The 18,980-nt window shown below is 60.4% G+C and carries 23 protein-coding genes, 2 tRNA genes and 3 pseudogenes; 18 read left to right on the forward strand and 10 right to left on the reverse strand.

The features are described from left to right. Window positions 1-52: 52 nt before the first annotated feature. On the forward strand, window positions 53-316 hold the full coding sequence (locus K6M89_RS05835) for a hypothetical protein (protein WP_222138749.1): 264 nt from the start codon (window positions 53-55) through the stop codon (window positions 314-316). Window positions 317-541: 225 nt separating this feature from the next. On the opposite strand, the gene K6M89_RS05840 is transcribed toward K6M89_RS05835, so the two are convergent. Further along, window positions 542-784 (reverse strand): DUF982 domain-containing protein, encoded by a 243-nt coding sequence (locus K6M89_RS05840; protein WP_222138750.1) that lies wholly within the window; start codon window positions 782-784, stop codon window positions 542-544. A 394-nt stretch (window positions 785-1,178) separates the two neighbouring features. Here K6M89_RS05840 and K6M89_RS05845 point away from each other — a divergent pair, with 394 nt between their 5' ends. Continuing rightward, entirely contained in the window at window positions 1,179-2,312 is a 1,134-nt protein-coding gene (locus K6M89_RS05845) for an acyltransferase family protein (protein ID WP_222138751.1), read from the forward strand. Window positions 2,313-2,376: 64 nt separating this feature from the next. Here K6M89_RS05845 and K6M89_RS05850 read toward each other — a convergent pair. Next, a pseudogene (locus K6M89_RS05850) lies at window positions 2,377-2,576 on the reverse strand (hypothetical protein). A gap of 208 nt (window positions 2,577-2,784) precedes the next feature. After that, window positions 2,785-3,891, reverse strand: a complete 1,107-nt coding sequence (locus tag K6M89_RS05855) for an acyltransferase family protein (RefSeq protein ID WP_222138752.1) — start codon at window positions 3,889-3,891, stop codon at window positions 2,785-2,787. Between the two features lie 48 nt (window positions 3,892-3,939). Here K6M89_RS05855 and K6M89_RS05860 point away from each other — a divergent pair, with 48 nt between their 5' ends. Beyond that, window positions 3,940-4,110 (forward strand): hypothetical protein, encoded by a 171-nt coding sequence (locus K6M89_RS05860; RefSeq protein ID WP_170964840.1) that lies wholly within the window; start codon window positions 3,940-3,942, stop codon window positions 4,108-4,110. Window positions 4,111-4,373: 263 nt separating this feature from the next. Here the strand turns inward: K6M89_RS05860 and K6M89_RS05865 are convergent. After that, window positions 4,374-4,448, reverse strand: a tRNA-Thr gene (locus K6M89_RS05865). Between the two features lie 155 nt (window positions 4,449-4,603). On the opposite strand from K6M89_RS05865, the gene K6M89_RS05870 reads away from it, so the two are divergent. The 14 genes and pseudogenes from K6M89_RS05870 to K6M89_RS31865 all read left to right on the forward strand — a co-directional run. Then, window positions 4,604-4,798, forward strand: a complete 195-nt coding sequence (locus K6M89_RS05870; protein WP_010034782.1) for a hypothetical protein — start codon at window positions 4,604-4,606, stop codon at window positions 4,796-4,798. 107 nt (window positions 4,799-4,905) lie between these two features. After that, window positions 4,906-6,198, forward strand: coding sequence for a UDP-N-acetylglucosamine 1-carboxyvinyltransferase (gene murA / locus K6M89_RS05875; RefSeq protein ID WP_097582449.1), 1,293 nt, complete (start codon window positions 4,906-4,908; stop codon window positions 6,196-6,198). Window positions 6,199-6,293: 95 nt separating this feature from the next. Then, complete coding sequence (locus K6M89_RS05880) at window positions 6,294-6,725, forward strand: DUF2948 family protein (protein ID WP_097582451.1); 432 nt, start codon at window positions 6,294-6,296, stop codon at window positions 6,723-6,725. 49 nt (window positions 6,726-6,774) lie between these two features. Then, window positions 6,775-8,073: a histidinol dehydrogenase gene (hisD, locus tag K6M89_RS05885; RefSeq protein ID WP_097582453.1), complete on the forward strand. Its 1,299-nt coding sequence runs from the start codon at window positions 6,775-6,777 to the stop codon at window positions 8,071-8,073. Between the two features lie 4 nt (window positions 8,074-8,077). Beyond that, complete coding sequence (locus K6M89_RS05890) at window positions 8,078-8,551, forward strand: UPF0262 family protein (RefSeq protein WP_222138753.1); 474 nt, start codon at window positions 8,078-8,080, stop codon at window positions 8,549-8,551. Then, window positions 8,548-9,033, forward strand: coding sequence for an arsenate-mycothiol transferase ArsC (locus K6M89_RS05895; protein ID WP_222138754.1), 486 nt, complete (start codon window positions 8,548-8,550; stop codon window positions 9,031-9,033). Before K6M89_RS05890 ends, K6M89_RS05895 begins: the two co-directional genes overlap by 4 nt. A gap of 122 nt (window positions 9,034-9,155) precedes the next feature. Next, complete coding sequence (gene infA / locus K6M89_RS05900; protein WP_003545338.1) at window positions 9,156-9,374, forward strand: translation initiation factor IF-1; 219 nt, start codon at window positions 9,156-9,158, stop codon at window positions 9,372-9,374. Between the two features lie 54 nt (window positions 9,375-9,428). Continuing rightward, window positions 9,429-10,049: a Maf-like protein gene (locus K6M89_RS05905; protein WP_012482617.1), complete on the forward strand. Its 621-nt coding sequence runs from the start codon at window positions 9,429-9,431 to the stop codon at window positions 10,047-10,049. Between the two features lie 32 nt (window positions 10,050-10,081). Beyond that, window positions 10,082-10,294, forward strand: a complete 213-nt coding sequence (gene yacG / locus K6M89_RS05910; protein ID WP_097582455.1) for a DNA gyrase inhibitor YacG — start codon at window positions 10,082-10,084, stop codon at window positions 10,292-10,294. A 178-nt stretch (window positions 10,295-10,472) separates the two neighbouring features. Beyond that, window positions 10,473-10,548 (forward strand) — tRNA-Phe (locus K6M89_RS05915). A gap of 1,288 nt (window positions 10,549-11,836) precedes the next feature. After that, window positions 11,837-11,950: pseudogene (locus tag K6M89_RS30930) on the forward strand (DNA-binding response regulator); the annotation flags it as partial. Window positions 11,951-12,090: 140 nt separating this feature from the next. Further along, window positions 12,091-12,315, forward strand: coding sequence for a hypothetical protein (locus K6M89_RS30935; protein WP_097582459.1), 225 nt, complete (start codon window positions 12,091-12,093; stop codon window positions 12,313-12,315). Between the two features lie 67 nt (window positions 12,316-12,382). Then, complete coding sequence (locus tag K6M89_RS05920; protein WP_222138755.1) at window positions 12,383-12,892, forward strand: nucleoside kinase; 510 nt, start codon at window positions 12,383-12,385, stop codon at window positions 12,890-12,892. A 21-nt stretch (window positions 12,893-12,913) separates the two neighbouring features. After that, window positions 12,914-13,009: pseudogene (locus K6M89_RS31865) on the forward strand (aminoglycoside phosphotransferase); the annotation flags it as partial. 10 nt (window positions 13,010-13,019) lie between these two features. Here K6M89_RS31865 and K6M89_RS05925 read toward each other — a convergent pair. Beyond that, a complete protein-coding gene (locus K6M89_RS05925) occupies window positions 13,020-13,613 on the reverse strand; it encodes a TetR/AcrR family transcriptional regulator (RefSeq protein WP_222138756.1) in 594 nt (197 codons plus the stop codon). A gap of 161 nt (window positions 13,614-13,774) precedes the next feature. Here K6M89_RS05925 and K6M89_RS05930 point away from each other — a divergent pair, with 161 nt between their 5' ends. Next, window positions 13,775-14,167: a RidA family protein gene (locus K6M89_RS05930; protein ID WP_097582464.1), complete on the forward strand. Its 393-nt coding sequence runs from the start codon at window positions 13,775-13,777 to the stop codon at window positions 14,165-14,167. A gap of 71 nt (window positions 14,168-14,238) precedes the next feature. Here the strand turns inward: K6M89_RS05930 and K6M89_RS05935 are convergent, their stop codons facing one another. The 5 genes from K6M89_RS05935 to K6M89_RS05955 are packed head-to-tail and all read right to left on the reverse strand — an operon-like array spanning window position 14,239 to window position 18,978. Next, on the reverse strand, window positions 14,239-15,177 hold the full coding sequence (locus tag K6M89_RS05935) for a dihydrodipicolinate synthase family protein (RefSeq protein ID WP_222138757.1): 939 nt from the start codon (window positions 15,175-15,177) through the stop codon (window positions 14,239-14,241). 10 nt (window positions 15,178-15,187) lie between these two features. Further along, window positions 15,188-16,141, reverse strand: a complete 954-nt coding sequence (locus K6M89_RS05940; RefSeq protein ID WP_222138758.1) for an ABC transporter ATP-binding protein — start codon at window positions 16,139-16,141, stop codon at window positions 15,188-15,190. Next, a complete protein-coding gene (locus K6M89_RS05945) occupies window positions 16,138-17,157 on the reverse strand; it encodes an ABC transporter ATP-binding protein (RefSeq protein ID WP_222138759.1) in 1,020 nt (339 codons plus the stop codon). The genes K6M89_RS05940 and K6M89_RS05945 overlap by 4 nt, the downstream gene beginning before the upstream one ends. A gap of 8 nt (window positions 17,158-17,165) precedes the next feature. Next, window positions 17,166-18,083 carry a dihydrodipicolinate synthase family protein gene (locus tag K6M89_RS05950; RefSeq protein WP_222138760.1) on the reverse strand — a complete coding sequence of 306 codons (918 nt, stop codon included), beginning with the start codon at window positions 18,081-18,083 and terminating at the stop codon, window positions 17,166-17,168. A 19-nt stretch (window positions 18,084-18,102) separates the two neighbouring features. Then, window positions 18,103-18,978: an ABC transporter permease gene (locus K6M89_RS05955; protein ID WP_222138761.1), complete on the reverse strand. Its 876-nt coding sequence runs from the start codon at window positions 18,976-18,978 to the stop codon at window positions 18,103-18,105. Between the last annotated feature and the right edge of the window lie 2 nt (window positions 18,979-18,980).

Below are 18,980 nucleotides of genomic sequence, written 5' to 3' on the forward strand. Positions count from 1 at the left end.
CCAAGTGAGCCCCCACGTGTTGAAATGCCGGATCGAAACGCTGGAGACCACCATGCAGTTGCTTCTTCGCCTCTGGGCAACGGCCTTGATTATCGGTTGCGGTGTCTTTGCCGGCTCCGCCTATGCCTCGCTCGAAACCGGCGCGAACTATTCCGCGCTTTCGAAGGACCAGATCGCGCTCAACGAATATACCGAGACGGCCGCCTGCCAGCCGGCAGAGCCGCACTATCTGCCGTCCTTCATCCGCACGGTGGACGGCACGATCATCGGCGTCGGTTATGTCGAGGTGGAGAATGAAGGCGGCGCGGGCTGCTGAGACCCCGATCGGGTCGAACGAGGCTCGCCGGCGTTTCCCGTGACGAGCCTCTGACCATCATCATGATGGCTGAGTGTTTTCTACCGAAACAGCTGTCTCAGGCGCAACGCCTTTTGCGCCAAACCCCGGCACCTGCTCGATGCAGGGTTAAGTGTAAATTAAACAATGTATCGTTCCGGCACGCCTTGGCGAACAAACCAATAACGTCCGGACGTCCTTGCGGTGCTAGTGCAGCTTCAGCTTCGCCTCTTCAGCCGCCGCCAGGAACTCGGCCCTTGCCTCTTCCACGCTCTTGCGTCCGTCGAGTGCTGCCCGACATGTGCTGCGAGCCTTGATATAATGCAGTCCGCGCGCGCTCGGCCAGAGATCCGCCAGACATTTCAGCGCATCGAACGGCCCGTTGACGGTTCTGAGGTCAGCGCCTTCGAAACCGACCTTGACCGGGTCGTTCCATTTTTCAGTTGCCATCGATGCTCCTCCAGGGTTTCGACAGTAAACATGTGGCATCTGCCCCTCCTCCGGGGAGACTCCGCGAGAGTTAATATTCTAGCGCGATTTTCATCGCCAGCAATGGGCGGATCGTCGCTGACGTTGGTGATTGGTTTCGCCTTGACCGGTGATAGGGGAAGCGCGCGGGCGGCTCTCAATGAGATGTGCCGGATGGTGCAGTGGTTAAAAAATTGGGAAGCACTAAATCAGCGCATCGGCAATTAAGGTATTGGGGACAGCGGGGGAAGCCACAGTTTTATGCCGCAGCGCGAGAATAGTAGAGAACCGTTTTCCGATTGCTGCGCCGCAATAATGATTGATGCAAAGCCGCAAATGGTGCAAATCTGCAGCGCCTAGGTAGAGGATTGCAGCGATGAGCGATTTCAACAGCAGTGGCCGTGTCGGCTGCCTCGACGGCTTACGCGGGCTCGCCGCCCTTTGGGTTTTGATAGGACACGCTCACCTCTTGACCGGATTTAAGGTGCCCGTCATCGGCGATCCGGATCTTGGTGTGGATCTTTTTATCATGCTTTCCGGCTTCCTAATGGTTTTTCACTACCAGCGCAGGAAGGGCCGTGAACCGTGGGAGGCAAAAAGCACCTGGATTACTTTTTGGGTTCGGCGCTATTTCCGGATTGCCCCGCTCTACTACGTGATGCTTATCGCCGCCTTAACGCTCGGCCCCCTTGTCTATGATGCGCGGATGGTGATCGATGCATTCAACGGGGTGCGGCCGCAACTGGCTGATCGATATCTCGATAGCAGCGTGGCGAATTATATCGCCCATCTGACATTCTTGTTCGGCTTAAGTCGCCATTACGCTTATAGGACAGCTCTTCCGGATTGGAGCATCGGCCTTGAGATGCAGTTTTACGCAGCTCTGCCGTTTATCATGATGGTCGTCGGACGATTTGGTTGGCTTAAAGGGATCGTCGGCGTTGCTGCTGTTGGGGGCGCCATAGCCTACTTTCTCCATCGGACCGGCTATACATTTCCTATGCCCACGTTCCTGCCGCTTAAGTTGCATATTTTCGCGGCTGGAATGTTGTTGGCCGGCGCCCTCTGGACCACGAAAAAGCGAGCCTATCTCTTTTCGGGAATCGCCGGTTTGCTGGTACTTATTCCTGTCGGTGGAGACATGGACGCGCTGCATCACTCGACGAGGATCATCCTGGTATTGACCTTCTTTGCTCTCATTCACACAGAGCGCTTGCCGTCTGCGGCGGCGAAGATGACAAAGCCGGTGAGCGAATGGCTCGGGAACGGCTTTTTCCACAATCTCGGTGAACTTTCGTTCGGGGCCTACCTTATTCACCTTTTGGTGATGCAGCCTGTTGTAGCCTATCTTATCAAAACAACGGACATCAACGATCCGACGCGTTGGGCGCTTACGCTGCTCATCACGGTACCGATAGTCTACGGTCTCGCGTGGGTCGGATATAAGTTCATCGAAATGCCTGGCCAGAGTATCGGCAGAGAACTTACGAAACCACGCGTCTCAGCCTAAAGAACGCCTAGCTGTGGAGCGGGCTCTGGAAATTGTCCTTTAAACCGGCAGCAGGGTTTCCGATCTAAAACTGTCTCGCCTCGTAGTCGTCGAGGGTCTCCGGATCCTGTTTATATTGCCGCCGTGATGGCAACGGCGCCAGATCTGGCCGGACGGGTTGAGAGCTGCGCCATCGATCAGGCGTACTGGCAGAATAGTGTTGTGCTGGTGCCAAAGGGCGACGTCGAGCTGTTTTGCCAAGTCTACCTTTAAAAAAATGTCCAAAAAACATGGTGCGGCATCCTGGTTCCATAATCCGTCAAGCGCCCGATTGGCGTGGGTCATTGCAACCTCAGATAAATTGGACGGCGATGCTGGGGCGGCTAATGCATGTCGCCCGGAAGTGCGCAGCGGTTTCGGGACAACGACATGCATAAAAACAAAGGGCTAAAGCGCGTTGCGTGAATCAAATATGATGCGACGCGCTTTGGGTTTAGGCGGTCACAGTCTTTTCCTTATTGCGAGAACGGAGGCGCCAATCGTTAGTCGGTTTTTCAATGACGAGATGAAAGACAATGCCCGCGACGACCGACGTGACGAAGGTCATCACCACGGCCTGATCGACATAGCGGATTAACCCGTGGAAGGCGAGCTTTGGGTAGATCCGAGAAAGAACCTGATAGATGAAGATGATGTGAACGAGGTAGATCGAATATGAGGCGTCCCCGAGGAAGACGATAAGCCGAGAAAGCGGCCTTTCACGATTGACCGGAAGCCTTATGAATGCGGACAGCAACACGGCGGCGGGAGCGCCCCAGTAGATGCATCTAAGATCCTCAGGCAATACTCCCGACTCGCAAAGATATGATGCAGCGAAAACGACAATGATGCAGGGCAGGACGACGAAAAGCGGAACAGTTGGAAGACGGCCGGAGCGGTGTAGATAAGCGATTAAGCAACCATAAAGGAATTCGGCAACGATCGGATTTCGGAAGAATATGCCCTGCGCCGTATCGCTCCCAGCAATCGTCGCGATTGTCCACACGGCAGCAATTATACCGATAAGGACGGGCAGATATCGCGCCCTCCCTATCGCAAGCGCAAGTGCAAACGCAAGATAAAAGTACATCTCATAGGAGAGCGTCCAGCCGATCCCAAGGATCGGCTGGACCAAGCCGTTGGCGTTCAAACTCGGAAACAGAAGCGCTGAAGTGGCGATGCGCCACAGCGAAAAATCATCGGAGGCTGTTCCCGACCATGCTGCGGTGAGGACCAGAAGAAACGCAGTTGATATGAGATAAGGGGGATAAATACGCTCGACGCGTCGTAACAAGAAGTCGCTAGCCGGTTTTCGGCCTTCGGCATATGGCGTCGAAACGTGCACCATGATGAAGCCGCTTATTACAAAAAAGATATCGACGCCGAAGCCTAAGCCATCGCGAAACCAAGGCGCGGACAACCAAGACTGCGGCACATCCTGCAAATACCCGGGTACGTGTACCGTGTAGGCTCGGATCGAATGCGCGAAAACAACAATGATTGCCGCAACTGCGCGAAGGATCTGAATGGAGTCCAACTTGGAATTGGCATTGTGCTGCATCGAGCAACCCTTCTTTCAATTCCTCCCGCCTATCATATAGAAAAGTTATTGAACAGCATCATCAATGCATCGAATTTTGGCGTAGATATCATATCAGGTCAAAGTGATGATGCTGCTCAGACGCATCCAAAATACCATTCAAAGGGCGATGTGGGTGCGAGCCAGCGCGAGAATGCTGCCACAGCTTTGGTGGAATTTCGGGACCCCAAACGTGGCTAGCAGGTAGACAGCGACATGCTACCATCACTACAGCGCCTAATGAAAGGCACGAACAGTCAGATGCCCAGAAATACGGCCAGCTACCGAATTGGCTAGCTTTCCGCTTCCGGCCCGGGCACCATCCCTCGCGCGCTGGCGCTTCAGAACGTTCCCGGAACACGCTGCACGGGTTTTCCGCAATTTGTGTTCTGGCTGCGTTTTCGTCCGTGCGGTGCTACCGGGACACAGGCATTTTACGATTTGATTGATGTCCGAAAGAAAACTGGTGCTGCCGAGTGGGATTGAACCACCGACCTCACCCTTACCAAGGGTGTGCTCTACCACTGAGCTACGGCAGCAGGACCAGGACCCGTGCGAGCCGGGCGGCTCAATCGCGGGAACGGGGCGGCTATTGCCACAGCTTGACGACAAGCGCAAGCCGCAAATTCCAACTTCGCGTGGATTGCGATGCAAGGGCCTTTTGGATCGGCGCGAATTCGGCTAATCCTGTCACATGAACGACAAGACCGAAACCGGCCAGCAGAGCCGCAAAGAGGCAATCGAGGCACAGGCGAAACTGCGCCGCGAGCGTGCCGCCGAAAAACTCAGGGAAAATCTCAGCCGACGCAAACAGCAGGTGCGCGCCCGCCGTTCCGGCCAGGCCGACGAAACAAATGGGCTGCCCGCCGCAAAAATGGACGAATCGTAATGTTCCGTCCGGCACGAATTGAAGCTCCGCAAGAAATCCCCTAAACACCCCACTCCTTCTTTCAAGTCAGAACTTTCAGGAAAGGCGGGCGCGGCCCGTAGGCGCACATGGATCGTATCAGAATCGTCGGCGGTAATGAGCTGAATGGCATCATTCCGATTTCCGGCGCCAAGAATGCCGCACTACCGCTGATGATCGCCTCGCTGCTGACCAGCGATACGCTGACGCTGGAAAACGTGCCGCATCTGGCCGACGTTGAGCTCTTGATGCGCATCCTCGGCAATCACGGCGTCGACGTCGCCGTCAACGGCCGCCGCGAGCGCCAGGAGGATTCCTACGCCCGCACGATCCATTTCACCTGCCGCACCATCGTCGATACCACCGCTTCCTATGAGCTGGTCTCGAAGATGCGCGCCTCCTTCTGGGTGATCGGACCGCTGCTGGCGCGCGAGGGTCATTGCCGCGTGTCACTGCCGGGCGGCTGCGCCATCGGCACGCGCCCGGTCGATCTCTTCATCGAAGGCCTGACGGCGCTCGGCGCGACCATGGAGATCGATGCCGGTTACATCAACGCCAAGGCCCCGGATGGCGGCCTGATCGGCGCGCGCTACACGTTCCCGAAGGTCTCGGTCGGCGCCACCCATGTGATGATGATGGCGGCGACGCTTGCCCGCGGCACGACAGTTATCGGCAATGCCGCCCGCGAACCTGAAGTCGTCGATCTCGCCAACTGCCTGAACGCAATGGGTGCCAAGATCTCCGGCGCCGGCACTGCGACCATCACCATCGAAGGCGTCACCTCGCTATCCGGCGCCCGCCACCGCGTCCTGCCGGATCGCATCGAAACCGGCACCTATGCCATGGCCGTCGCCATGGCCGGCGGCGACGTCGTGCTCGAAAATACCGATGTGTCGCTGCTCGAAACCGCGCTGGAAACGCTGCGCCGCGCCGGCGCCGACATCTCCGCGACCAACAACGGCATGCGCATCAAGCGCAATGGCGCCGGCATCAAGCCGGTCGATATCGTCACCGATCCCTTCCCGGGTTTCCCTACCGACCTGCAGGCGCAGTTCATGGCGCTGATGACCCGCTCCTCCGGCATCTCGCACGTCACCGAGACCATCTTCGAAAACCGCTTCATGCACGTGCAGGAGCTTGCCCGGCTCGGCGCCAGGATCACGCTCTCCGGCCAGACTGCGAAGATCGAGGGTGTCCAGCGCCTGCGCGGCGCGCCCGTTATGGCGACCGATCTGCGCGCTTCCGTTTCGCTCGTCATCGCCGGCCTTGCCGCCGAGGGCGAAACCACGGTCTCCCGCGTCTATCATCTCGACCGCGGTTTCGAGCGGCTCGAGGAGAAGCTCACCCGCTGCGGCGCCGTCGTCGAGCGCATCAGCGAGTAAGCCTCGTTCATCCCGGTTGCGTAATCCGTTGCAGCATCCTATTTCCCTTGTCTGACGCATCGCCATTCCGGCGGTGCCTGCTGGGATAAGACTGGATGACCGATCTGAAGCTTGTTGCGCTCGATGATGAGGATCTTGCCATCATCTCCGCGCATATGCAGGACAGCGTCTTCAAGGTCGGTGACATCGACTGGTCGCCGCGCGAAGCGCAATTCGCCCTTGCCGCCAATCGTTTCGTCTGGGAAGGTGCCGGGCGCAAGCGCAGGGGTTTCGAGCGCCGCCGGGCCGCTTTGGTCTTCAAGCGGGTGCTTGCCGTGCGTTCACTCGGCATCGACCGTGGCGAGCGGGACGAGGTGCTGTCGCTCCTGGCGCTGCGCTTCGAGAAGAAGGGCGAGGGGCCGGATGGCACGGTCGAGCTGGCGCTGTCGGGCAAGGCTTCGATTGCGCTCGATGTCGAATGCATCGAGGCGCAGCTCGCCGATATCGGCGGCGCCTGGGAGGCGGCTTCCAAGCCGCGCCATCCCTGACGCCCGACGTTTGAATGTTGCGGTTTCGAGTTGAGAAGGAATAGCGGCCTTGGCAATCTGGCTGGATCAGGCATCGGAAGGTTTCGAGCAGCATTTCGCCGCTTTCCTGACGACGAAGCGCGAAGTCTCCGAGGATGTGAACGCCGTTGCGCGCGCCATTATCGATGACGTCAGAGCCCGCGGCGATGTGGCGCTTGCCGAATATTCGCTGAAATTCGACGGCATCGATTTCGCCACCGTGCCGATGCGCGTCACGCCTGAAGAGATCGACGCCGCCGTCGAGGCGGTGCCGTCGGAAGTGCTGGGCGCGCTGAAGCTCGCGGCGCTGCGCATCGAATCCCATCATCGCCGGCAGCTGCCGAAGGACGATATGTACGAGGACGATCTCGGCGTCCGTCTCGGCTCGCGCTGGACGGCGATCGAGGCGGTCGGGCTCTACGTTCCGGGCGGCACTGCGAGTTATCCGAGTTCGGTGCTGATGAACGCCGTGCCGGCCAAGGTCGCCGGCGTCGACCGCATCGTCATTGCCGTTCCTGCCACCGGCGGCGCCGTCAATCCGGCGGTGCTCGCCGCCGCCAGGCTTGCCGGCGTGACCGAGATCTACCGCGTCGGCGGCGCCCAGGCGATCGCCGCTCTCGCCTATGGCACCGAGACGATCGCCCCGGTCGCCAAGATCACCGGGCCCGGCAACGCCTATGTCGCCGCCGCCAAGCGCCACGTCTTCGGCACCGTCGGCATCGATATGATCGCCGGTCCTTCCGAGGTGCTCGTCATTGCCGACAAGGACAACAATCCCGATTGGATCGCAGCCGATCTTTTGGCGCAGGCAGAGCACGATGCCAGCGCCCAGGCGATCCTGATCACCGATGATGTCGAATTCGGCAAGGCGGTGGAGCAGGCGGTCGAACGCCAGCTGACGACGCTGAACCGTGCGGAGACGGCGGCGGCCAGCTGGCGCGATTTCGGCGCCGTCATCCTCGTTGCCGATCTGAAACAGGCCATTCCGCTCGCAAACCGCATCGCCGCCGAGCATCTGGAGCTTGCCGTCGCCGATCCGGACCGGCTGCTCGACGGCATCCGCAATGCCGGTGCGATATTCATCGGCGCCCATACGCCTGAAGTGATCGGCGATTATGTCGGCGGTTCGAACCATGTGCTGCCGACGGCGCGTTCGGCGCGCTTCTCCTCCGGTCTTTCGGTGCTCGATTTCGTCAAGCGCACCTCGATCCTGCGCCTTGGGCCGGGTGAGCTGCGCACCCTCGGCCCGGCGGCGATCGCGCTGGCGGTCTCCGAAGGTCTCGACGCCCATGCGCGATCGGTTGCGATCCGCCTCAACCTCGAAAGGTGAGGGCATGGCGGCGGGCGATTTCCGGCTTTGCGACGTCGTCCTTGACGATACGATCGGCCGTTCGACGCCCGATGTCGAGCATGAGCGCGCTGTCGCCATCTTCGATCTGATCGAGGAGAATAGTTTTGCGCCGATCGGCCATGCCGGCGGGCCTTACCGGCTGAACATCTCGCTGGTCGATTCGAAGCTGGTCTTCGCCATCACCACGGAAGACGGCGGCAATGTCGCCACTCATATCCTGTCGCTCACGCCCTTCCGGCGGATCGTCAAGGATTACTTCATGATCTGCGAGGGCTATTACGAAGCGATCCGTTCGGCCACACCAAGCCGCATCGAGGCGATCGATATGGGCCGGCGCGGTATCCACAACGAGGGGTCGCAGACGCTGAAGGACAGGCTGACCGGCAAGATCGAGATCGATTTCGATACCGCCCGGCGGCTGTTCACGCTGGTCTGCGTGCTCTACTGGCGCGGATGACGGCAATGGAGCTGGCCGCCGACGTCGAGGAGGGAAAGAGGCCGGGCGCCATCCTCTTCATGTGCGGGCTGAACGCCATCCGCTCGCCGATGGCGGAAATCATCGCCCGTAGCATTCTGCCGTCCAATACCTATATAAGGTCGGCCGGCGTTCGCGCCGGCGAGCGCGATCCCTTCGTCGACGTCGTGCTCGAGGAGATCGGGCTTTCCCTCGGGCGCCGCCAGCCACAAACGCTGGAAGAGCTCGAGGACGATTATTTCGATCTGATCATCACGCTGTCGCCGCTGGCCCATCACGCCGCGCTGGAGCTGACGCGCTCGAATGCAATCGACGTCGTCTACTGGCCGACCATGGATCCGACGGTTGTCAGCGGAACGCGCGAGCAGATTCTCGAGAGCTATCGCGAGGTCCGCAATCACCTGGCCGGTCTCATCGAAAGCCGGCTGCTGAAACGAAAAGGCATTGCCGCGCAATCGGCGTGAAAACAAATGACGGAAAGCCCGATCAACAAGGTTCACAAACCCGCCTTGATTGTGTAGTTTCCGCCCAAATTTCAAGGCGCGCGCTGCGCTGCCTCTTCAACCCACAGGAAGAAAACCACTATATGCCGAAAGAAGAAGTCCTCGAATTCCCGGGAATCGTCACCGAACTTCTGCCGAATGCGACGTTTCGCGTGAAGCTTGAAAACGAACACGAGATCATCGCCCATACCGCCGGTCGCATGCGCAAGAACCGCATCCGCGTTCTCGCCGGCGACAAGGTGCTTGTGGAAATGACGCCCTACGATCTGACCAAGGGCCGCATCACCTACCGTTTCAAGTAAACTTGCCCAAGGTTCTGCAAGGGTTTTCTCCCGTCTGCCGATGGTCGAGGTTCCATGGCGCTGAAATATAAGCTCATTCTCGCCTCGGGCTCGCCCCGTCGCGTCGACCTGCTCAACCAGGCAGGCATCGAGCCTTCGCGCCTGATGCCGATGGATATCGACGAGACGCCGAAGAAGTCGGAGCACCCGCGGTCGCTCGCCCGCAGGCTTTCGGCCGAGAAGGCGGAAGCTGCCCTTGCCGCCATCAAGGGCGATATCACCTGGAAGGGCAGCTATATCCTCTCCGCCGATACGGTGGTCGCCGTCGGTCGACGCATTCTCGGCAAGGCCGAGTTCGCCGACGAGGCGCTGAGTTCGCTGCATCTTTTGTCGGGACGCAACCATCTCGTCTATACCGGGGTTTGCCTGGTGACGCCGGATCGCAAGATCCGCCAGAAGATCGTCGAGACCAAAGTCCGCTTCAAGCGCCTCTCCGGTTTCGAAATCGAAAACTACCTGGCGTCGGGCCAGTGGCGCGGCAAGGCGGGCGCCTACGGCATCCAGGGCCTCGCCGGCACCTTCGTGCAGAAGATGGTGGGCTCCTACACCAATGTCGTCGGCCTGCCGCTTTATGAAACCATTGTGCTTCTGACCGGCGAAGGCTTCGATGTGCATAGCCGGTGGCCAGAGGCCTGAGCCCGCGGCCGACGCCATAGGACGAACCGATCATGCCCGAAGACAGGAAAGCCGCCGCCAAGGTCGCACCGCTGCGCAAGACGCGCCCTTGCCCCGAATGCGGCAAACCGTCGAATCGCGAACATTATCCCTTCTGCTCCAACCGCTGCCGCGAGGTCGATCTCTCCCGCTGGCTGACCGGCTCCTATGCCATTCCGGTGGCCGATGACGAGACCAAGGCCGATTATCCCGACGAGGAAAACTAGCGAAATCCATCGGCGAAGCTATTATTTTTCCTCATGAATCGGCAAATCTGGCGAGACCGTCAAAAAAGAGTCATTTGACGCTTGCCATGAGCGAACAAGATGCTATAACCCCGCTCGCTTCCGGGGCGAACCAAGGCCCCGCGGTTCTTTTCGTGAAGAGCTCTTGAGAAGCAGGTTAGCCCAGGTAGCTCAGTTGGTAGAGCAGCGGATTGAAAATCCGCGTGTCACTGGTTCGATTCCGGTCCTGGGCACCACTCAATCCCCAAGCAGCATCAAGCAATCAGACGGCCATCGACCGAGATAAGTCGACCAATTTCAAGTTGCGTATGTTGCGGCGGAATTCCCTGCATTTCCAACGGTTGCCAGGTGGCATGGAATGCCCCGTTTCGGGGCGGAGAAAGTCGCTGATAAGCTCCGCCCGGGTCCAATCATCATTCTGGTCGACAAAGTCGGCGCAGCCAAACATATGATTTGAGGCTTCCTGCGCCGACCAACAAAACGGCGGCACTGTCAGTGCCGCCGCACGGATTCGATTTGTCTGGCGATTATCGCACTATGCTGTCGGATTTCTCTTGGGCTGTAGCACCGTTATCGCTTCCGGCGTTGGTGCCGTCGCTGAGCCCTCGTTTCTCCTGGCCATAGCCATTATTGCCCTTGGCAGTCTCGTCTGGTGGCCAATAATCACCCGCATAAGCGGCGCCTCCAACGGCAAGTGCCATCGCGATGCTGAGAGCGAGAGCTAGTTTGCTAGATGTCACCACGTTTCTCCCTGGTAAAGTTGCAACATCGACCAAGAACGCTCCGCATGACCGAGGTGTCATTTTGCCTCTTGTGATTGTTCACTCGCCTGAAAGGCGTAAAGCCGTGGCAGTCGGCGCGGATTCTACCCGGATGCCGATGGTGCACGGTTTAGTTGAGTGCTGCCACGAAGTCCTCCGGTTCGCCGCATAGTTCTCCTCCAGCCACCGCCGATATCGATCGAGAGCAGGCCCTTGTCCGCTCCTGTCGGGAGAAAGAAGTCCGTCCGACGAAAATGCAAGTTGCTGCCTCCAATTCACTTGATGACCTGCTGGCCGAGATCATTGTTATACTGAGCTCATAGATCACTATTATCGCCGCCTTCGGCGGTCGTCCCGTAAGGCGCGTACCCCGCCCGGGTTGACGCCGGCCGGGTAGGGCATCGAATGGAACCAACACCGGTCATTGCCGTTGTAAGCCAGGGAGTCCCACCATGAGCAACGCCCGTCAGGCGCGAACGAGATGGTGATGGTGCTCCGAGGAGAACGCACATGGATCTCACAACCCTTCTCATCATCGTTGTGATACTTCTTTTGCTAGGCGGTGGCGGCTGGTACGGCCGAGGACGCTGGTATTAAACGACGGTCTACGTGGCAGGCATCACTGGGTTGACGATCGCTCCGCTGGGACGGCCCGTCGTCACAGTCAATCTTTGCGCTCCATCAATTCCATTAGCAGTCCAAGCAGGTAGGTTTGCTTCGGCCCGCCGACGATTTATGCTTTCGTTGCAAACTCCCAGCATTTGAGAGCGCCAGCCTGCGTGATGATCTTGCGGGGATTGCTGGATGTCTTCCCGCTGCTCCTATCAGGTTGCTCTCAGGGACGAATGACGCCATCATAGCCCGTCAGGCGCTCAAGCCATGCGCCGCTCGATCGAACTGCTCGGCACCGCGGTCGCGCCGTCGGTACGGCGCGCCTCGGAATAAGCGGCCGGAGCAACGGAACAATCACGACCCGGTCTGGTTTAAGCTAGGTCCGTATGCCAGGCGGAGGCGACGATGTGGGCAGTTCTGATCGGTGCCGCTCTCATAATCGGCGGCCTTCTTTTTCTCTTACGACCGACGCTCCGTCGAAAACCGAGTGATCCTCACCTGACGCCGCAAGGCGGCGCGACGTTGGAACCGCGGCGCCAAGGCCTGAGGTTCCTGGGATTATCGCGGAATTGGCCGGCGCTTGCGATTATCGCGGTCGGCGCGCTTCTTCTGGTTTTCGGGAGCTACTAGGTCCGCAAAGTCCTGAAACTGCCCTAGTATCTTCTCAGCGGATTGCTGACCATGGTAAACGTCGCTTATGGGCATCAAGAACTACTTGATCGAAGGCAGCTCCGGCACTGGAAAAACGTCTGTCGCTACTGAGCTGGAGCGGCGTGGTTTTCATGTCGTCCATGGTGATCGGGTCCTGGCCTATGTTGGGGACCCCGAGACCGGCGAGGCGCTCGAAGGGCCGCCGCAAGGTGTGGACCGCGTCGTTTGGCACTACGCGCACTGGATTTGGCCTGTCGAAAGGGTCCGGGCCATCACCGCTGACACCACTCATCCTGCCACATTCTTCTGTGGCGGCTCCCGCAATTTCCATAAGTTCCTGGACGTGTTCGACAAGGTTTTTGTGCTCGATATAGATGTCGAGACGTTGCACAGACGATTGGACGGGCGGCCAGCTGAGCCGGGTTTCGCGCCCGACGAGCGTGCGGTGGTTCTGCGCTACCATAGGAGTAGCAAACACTTTCCCGCCGGCATCGGTATCGACACAAACGGAACCGTTCCGAGCGTCGTCGACGATATCCTTGCCCAACTGAGCTGAAACCTGGACGGTGTTGCGATGGGGTGGGAAGCACCGGTGCCCATCCCGACGCTGGATGGGCAAAGCAGGCCACCCGAAACGGAGGGCGATTGGCGCCGGGTCGCCGACACGCTACGCGTATGAGGCGCTACGCCGACGTCTTGAGAAGGCCCGCAGCCAAAGCGCCGAAGGCTTCGACCGCTTTCGGCAGCACCTCCTGCGGCTCGTCGCTTGCAGCGATCCAGAGTGCGGCATTGAGCGCCGCGCCATTAAGCAGGCGGGCGGCTGCTTCCGCGTCAACCGACTTGAGAATCCCGCGCGTGATCAGACGCTCCACCGTCTGTCGGGTTACCTGAAGGCAACTGCTCTGGCTGGGCCATTGCGAGGGATCACCCAACACGGCAGGTCCGTCGAGCAGAACGATCCGTTGCACCTCCGGATCAAGCGCCATCTCGATATAGGCCGCGCCCTCGGCGAGAAGACCTTGCCAATCATTGCCCGCCTGCGCGCCGATCTCCTGGGCGCGCGACGCCATTTCGGTGTCGATCTGGTCGACAACTGCCGCAAGCAGCCCGCGCTTGTCACCGAAGTTGTGGTAAAGCGCGCCCCGCGTCAGCCCGACTTCGGCAGTCAGCTCGTCCATCGAGGCGGCCGCATATCCCTTCTCGGCAAAGGCCTTACGCGCGGCCGCGATCAGCTTGAGCCGATTTTCCTCCATTGTCTCGACGCGTCGTTTTGCCATCTCTTCTCCAAAAGTTCACATACGCGGCGTATATGAACTTGACATACGGCCCGTATTCGAGTTATTTCACATACGCACCGTATATCAGATGGTGCGCCATTCTGTGAAGGCTCGTAATGACCAGCGGCTTTCAGGTGTCCAATCAATGATGAGGAACGACTATGACCCCAAGCGAAGCAATCTTTCCCGCAAACCGGCATGCCCTTTACGAGGAACACGGCTATTCCGCCGCCATCCGATCCGGCGATCTTCTCTTCGTGTCCGGTCAGGTCGGCAGCCGTTCCGATGGAACGCCGGAGCCCGACTTCAAACGCCAGGTCGAGCTGGCGTTCGAAAACCTGAAGGCGACGCTGGACGCCGCGGGTTGCACGTTTGAAGATCTGGTTGATGTGACGACGTTCCATACCGACCCCGAAAACCAGTTCGAAACGATCATGGCCGCCAAGCAGAAGATTTTCAGCAAGCCGCCCTATCCGAACTGGACTGCGATCGGCGTGAATTGGCTGGCAGGCTTCGATTTCGAGATCAAGGTGATCGCCCGCATCCCTTCATGATGCCTGACAGGCCGACGCAAAGCTCGATCTCGCGGAAGCACACTCACCTTGATCGGGCAAGGTCGCTCTCTCTACTGAGCGAAAAGTTCCGGGATCATCGCGCGGGCCCGATCGCGCAGACCTTTCGCTTCCTGCTCGCCGATAAAGCGGTAAGGCCAACGCAGCCTGGTGCTGACGGGACCCCAGTTGCCGATCGCCGCGAGCAGTTTGTCGAGCGCTGCATTGGAATAGCCGTGGTCACGTCGAAACGGGGCGACGTGGCTGTCCATAAAGGCGCAGATGCGGCTTTCGATCTCCAGCGCGGCGTCGATGTCGGCGTGCATCAGCGCTGTCCAGGCTTGGGCACCATGGGGGCTGAGACAGGCGACGTTGGAAAACGCGCCGGCAGCAACGCCGCGTTTGATGCCGGTGGCGAGATGATGGCCGGGAATGAACAGGGAAAATTCGCTGAGATATGCGCGCGCCTGCGCATACCAGGCGTCGTCGCCATCGGCGATCTTCATCCCGACCACCGACGGGCAGGGGCCGCAAACGTCGCTGAGCTCGGCTGGCGACAGGACACGTTTCGCATGCGGGGGATTGTATAGGACGAGCGGGATCCCGTCGGCGGCCTCCGACGCCCGGTGCAGGAAGTCGACGGCCTCGAGATTGGTGAGCGGCCACCAGTCGGGCAGGATCACCTGGATTGCCAATGGCTTATGTGCAGGGGCGCGGCGCAGGCGATCGAGCATGATGATCGGATCGGGCTGGCAGGCGCCGATGACGAAGGGCATTGCGGCGGCCCGGCAACGCGACGCCAGCATCTCCTGAATTCGCTCGTACTCCGCTTCCGTCTGGTTATGGAATTCACCCGCAGTGCCATTTGAATAGATGCCGTCGACCTTGGCGGCGATCAGTATGTCGATTTCCTCGCCGAGCTTTTCGAAATCGATGCTGTCGTCCTCCGCGATCGGCAGGAGCAGGCTTGCCCAGTTGCCCGCGATAGGATGGCGGCGGGTTGTCATGCTCATTTCACTTCCTTCAGTCGAGGTCATCGCGGATGCAGGCCTTGAAATGCCCGGGCGTCATTTCGCGCAGCGCCGGCACGGTCTCGCCGCAGGCCGGCAGGGCGTTCGGACAGCGCGTGCGAAAGACGCAACCGCTCGGCGGATCGGCGGGGCTCGGAATATCGCCCTTCAGGATCTGGCGGTCGCGCGGCGTATCGGGATCGGGCGAGGGGATCGCCGAGAGCAGTGCTCGGGTGTAGGGATGCAGCGGCCTGGCATAAAGCGCAGCGCTTGGCGCGATTTCCATGATCCGGCCGAGATAGAGGACGATCACCCGGTCGCAGATATATTCGACCACGGCGAGATCGTGACTGATGAACAGCATGGTCAAGCCAAGCCGCTGCTGCAGGTCACGCAGAAGATTGATCACCTGCGCCTGGATCGAGACATCGAGTGCGGAGACCGGCTCGTCGGCGACGATGAATTCCGGCGCGAGCGTCAGCGCCCGGGCGATACCGATCCGCTGCCGCTGGCCGCCCGAGAACTCGTGAGCGTAACGATTGACGGCGTCCGGCGGCAGATCGACCTGTTCGAGCGCGGCGCGGGCGCGTTCCAATCTCTCTTTTGCCGTGCCGAGGCCCTGGATCTTCAGTCCCTCGGTCAGAATTTCGCCGATCGTCATACGCGGCGAAAGGCTCGCGAACGGATCCTGAAAAATATATTGCATCCGCGGTCGCAGGCGCCGCATTGCCGATGAAGACAGGCTGGTGAGTTCGGTGCCGTCGAAGCGGACGCTGCCGGCGGAGGGTTCGACAAGGCGCAGCACCGATCGCCCGATCGTGGTCTTGCCGCTGCCGGATTCGCCGACCAGCCCGACCACCTCACCCTTGCCGATATCGAAGGAAATGGCCTGCAGGATCGTCAGCCTGGCGCCGCGCGACGTATAATCTTTTCCGAGGTCGCGGACCGAGAGAAGGGGCTCGCTCATCTGATCTCCTGCCAGCGAATGCAGCGGCTCTTGTGCCGCGGATTGACATCGGCAAGCGGCGGCGCCGCCGCGCGACAGGCGTCGACGGCAAATTGGCAGCGCGGCGCGAAGGCGCAGCCCGCCGGCATGTTCATCAGGCTCGGCACGACGCCCGGAATGGCCGCCAGCCTTTCGCCCGCCTGCTTCATCCGGCTTGCATCACCGAGTTTCGGCATCGAGGCCAACAGGCCGATCGTATAGGGATGTCGCGGATTGCGGAAAACCTCGGCCACCGGCCCGGTCTCGACGATCCGCCCGGCATACATGACCGCCACCCGATGCGCGATTTCGGCGACGACGCCGAGATTATGGGTGACGAAGAGCATGGCCATGCCGCGTTCACGCTGCAGCCTTTGCAGCAGGGCCAGAACCTGCGCCTGGATGGTGACGTCAAGCGCCGTCGTCGGCTCGTCGGCGATCAGCAGCGTCGGGTCGCAGGCAAGGGCCATGGCGATCGTGGCGCGCTGGCGCATGCCGCCGGATAATTCGTGCGGATATTGACCGGCACGGCGCCTGGCGTCGGGAATGCCGACGCTGTCGAGAAGCGAGACGGCCGCATCCATGGCGGCTTTCCGGTTCGCCCCGCGATGAATGCGGATCGGCTCCGAGATCTGGTCGCCGATGGTGTAGACCGGGTTGAGGCTCGACATCGGCTCCTGGAAGACCACGCCGATATCGTTGCCGCGAATGGCGCGCATTTCCTGCTCGGGGAGCGAGACAAGGTTGCTGACGGTACCATCCTTGCGCTTCAGATCGATGCTGCCGGCGGCGATCGCACCGATATTGCGGGTCAGCAGCCGCATGACCGAAAGGCTGGTGACCGATTTGCCCGAGCCGGACTCGCCGACGAGCGCCAGCGTCTCGCCGGCAGCGACACTCAGATCGATGCCGTTGACCGCCGTCACCTCGCCCGAGCGGATGCGGAAGACGGTCCGCAGCCCCTTGATGTCGAGAATGGTGTCGGCGGTCTGTGGCATGGCATCCATCAGGCAAGCAGGCCGGTGGCGCGCAGGATTTGGTCGATCCTTGCCGTTTCGGCCTCGTTGAGGGCCGCACGCGGGCGCGGCATCAGCGCTGTATCGATGATGCCGAGGCTCTTCATCGCCGCCTTGAAGGCGCCGATGCCGGCAGCGCCGCCGCTGACCCGGCCCGATCCGACCCAGACGATTTCGAAGAGCCGGCAGAGCCGCTCCTGCTCCTTGCGGGCCGCGACCCAGTCGCCGCGCTGAGCGGCATTCCAGAGCCTGACGTAACCATGCGGATCGACATTGGCGATGCCTGGCACCACGCCATGGGCGCCCATCTGCAGCGCCGTGTCGACGACGATTTCGGAGCCGGTCATCAGGAAGACGTCCTTGTTGTCGGCGAGATCGAGCAGAACGTAGCGGAAATTGCCGTCATCGCCGCTCGAATCCTTGATGCCGATGATGGTTCCCTCCTTCGCCAGCGTCACGCTGGTCTGGCGCTGCAGTTTCACATGCACGCAGACGGGAATGTCATAGGCGATCAGCGGCACGTCGACGGCATCGCGGATATAGCGGAAGTGATCGATGGTCTCGGCCTGGCTGGTCACCGTATAGAACGGCGCCGTGACGACCACCGCGTCGGCGCCGGCCGATTTGGCGATCCTGGCATGGTTGATGACCCGGTCGGTCGTCGGATCGATGACGCCGACGATCAGCGGTACGCGGCCGTTGATGACCTTGGCCGAATGCTCGATGATCTCCTGCCGGGTTTGTTCGTCGTGAAAAATCACCTCGCTGGTCGAGCCGAGCACGAACAGGCCATGGCATCCCGCCTCGATCAGGTTTTCCAGCACCCGCGTGTAGGACCGGTAATCGACGGTGTAATCCTTGTTCAGCGGGGTTATGATGGGAGGAACGACACCCTTGAATTTGCTCATTTTCGCTTTCTTTCGATCGTCAGTTTAATTCGGCGCGAGGGTCGAAGGCATCGCGAAGACCATCGCCAATGAAGTTGATTGCAAGCACGGCCAGCACCAGAAAGCCGCCGGGAAACAGCCACTGCCAGGGATATTGTTCGAGCACGGCGGTGGAGCGGGCGGCATTCAGCATGTTGCCCCAGCTTGCCGCCGGCGGCGCAATGCCGAGTCCGAGGAAGGAGAGGCCGGCCTCGAGCAGAATGGCATTGGCGATCTGCAGCGTCGCGAAGACGACCAGGATGTCGATCGAGTTCGGCAGGCCGTGGCGGAAGAGCAGGTGCGGCAGGCCCGCCCCCATGCCTCTTGCCGCCATCACGAAGTCACGCTCGCGAAGTTCCAGCAGCCGCGCGCGCACCATGCGCGCCAGCAGCGGCCAGGAGAGCAGCGAGATGACGAAGACCGTCGGCCAGATGCCGGTGCCGGCGATCGAGGCGAGCACCAGCAGGAAGATGACCGGCGGCAGCGTCATGACAAGATCGACGAAACGCATGGTGACGGCATCCGCAAAGCGGCCCGCAAGCGCCGAGACCGCGCCGACCATGAAACCGATGACGGCGGAAATGACGGTCGAGGTGAGGGCCACCAAAAGCGAGATCCGGCCGCCGTCCATGACCCGGGCAAAGATGTCGCGGCCGACGCCGTCAGTGCCGAACCAGTGTCTCGGTCCCGGCTGCGCATTCATCGCCAGCAGATCGATGTCGTTGGGTTTGAAGCTCCACCACAGCGGATAGGAAAGGATCGCCACGATCACCAGCGCGATTATGCACAGGCCGGCGAAGGCCGCCCGGTTGAGCAGGAAGCGATGCAGGGAGCGTGCGATCGGGCCCGGACTACGGGCAGGGCTTCGTGTTGGCATCG

It is taken from the genome of Rhizobium croatiense (assembly GCF_019793465.1).
GTDB classification, from domain to species: domain Bacteria; phylum Pseudomonadota; class Alphaproteobacteria; order Rhizobiales; family Rhizobiaceae; genus Rhizobium; species Rhizobium croatiense.

Bases quoted from the DNA above. Each gene is read 5' to 3' on its own strand.
- K6M89_RS05835 (WP_222138749.1), top strand. From the start codon at position 53: ATGCAGTTGCTTCTTCGCCTCTGGGCAACGGCCTTGATTATCGGTTGC.
- K6M89_RS05840 (WP_222138750.1), bottom strand. From the start codon at position 784: ATGGCAACTGAAAAATGGAACGACCCGGTCAAGGTCGGTTTCGAAGGC.
- K6M89_RS05845 (WP_222138751.1), top strand. From the start codon at position 1,179: ATGAGCGATTTCAACAGCAGTGGCCGTGTCGGCTGCCTCGACGGCTTA.
- K6M89_RS05855 (WP_222138752.1), bottom strand. From the start codon at position 3,891: ATGCAGCACAATGCCAATTCCAAGTTGGACTCCATTCAGATCCTTCGC.
- K6M89_RS05870 (WP_010034782.1), top strand. From the start codon at position 4,604: ATGAACGACAAGACCGAAACCGGCCAGCAGAGCCGCAAAGAGGCAATC.
- murA (WP_097582449.1), top strand. From the start codon at position 4,906: ATGGATCGTATCAGAATCGTCGGCGGTAATGAGCTGAATGGCATCATT.
- K6M89_RS05880 (WP_097582451.1), top strand. From the start codon at position 6,294: ATGACCGATCTGAAGCTTGTTGCGCTCGATGATGAGGATCTTGCCATC.
- K6M89_RS05890 (WP_222138753.1), top strand. From the start codon at position 8,078: ATGGCGGCGGGCGATTTCCGGCTTTGCGACGTCGTCCTTGACGATACG.
- K6M89_RS05895 (WP_222138754.1), top strand. From the start codon at position 8,548: ATGACGGCAATGGAGCTGGCCGCCGACGTCGAGGAGGGAAAGAGGCCG.
- infA (WP_003545338.1), top strand. From the start codon at position 9,156: ATGCCGAAAGAAGAAGTCCTCGAATTCCCGGGAATCGTCACCGAACTT.
- K6M89_RS05905 (WP_012482617.1), top strand. From the start codon at position 9,429: ATGGCGCTGAAATATAAGCTCATTCTCGCCTCGGGCTCGCCCCGTCGC.
- yacG (WP_097582455.1), top strand. From the start codon at position 10,082: ATGCCCGAAGACAGGAAAGCCGCCGCCAAGGTCGCACCGCTGCGCAAG.
- K6M89_RS30935 (WP_097582459.1), top strand. From the start codon at position 12,091: ATGTGGGCAGTTCTGATCGGTGCCGCTCTCATAATCGGCGGCCTTCTT.
- K6M89_RS05920 (WP_222138755.1), top strand. From the start codon at position 12,383: ATGGGCATCAAGAACTACTTGATCGAAGGCAGCTCCGGCACTGGAAAA.
- K6M89_RS05925 (WP_222138756.1), bottom strand. From the start codon at position 13,613: ATGGCAAAACGACGCGTCGAGACAATGGAGGAAAATCGGCTCAAGCTG.
- K6M89_RS05930 (WP_097582464.1), top strand. From the start codon at position 13,775: ATGACCCCAAGCGAAGCAATCTTTCCCGCAAACCGGCATGCCCTTTAC.
- K6M89_RS05935 (WP_222138757.1), bottom strand. From the start codon at position 15,177: ATGAGCATGACAACCCGCCGCCATCCTATCGCGGGCAACTGGGCAAGC.
- K6M89_RS05940 (WP_222138758.1), bottom strand. From the start codon at position 16,141: ATGAGCGAGCCCCTTCTCTCGGTCCGCGACCTCGGAAAAGATTATACG.
- K6M89_RS05945 (WP_222138759.1), bottom strand. From the start codon at position 17,157: ATGCCACAGACCGCCGACACCATTCTCGACATCAAGGGGCTGCGGACC.
- K6M89_RS05950 (WP_222138760.1), bottom strand. From the start codon at position 18,083: ATGAGCAAATTCAAGGGTGTCGTTCCTCCCATCATAACCCCGCTGAAC.
- K6M89_RS05955 (WP_222138761.1), bottom strand. From the start codon at position 18,978: ATGCCAACACGAAGCCCTGCCCGTAGTCCGGGCCCGATCGCACGCTCC.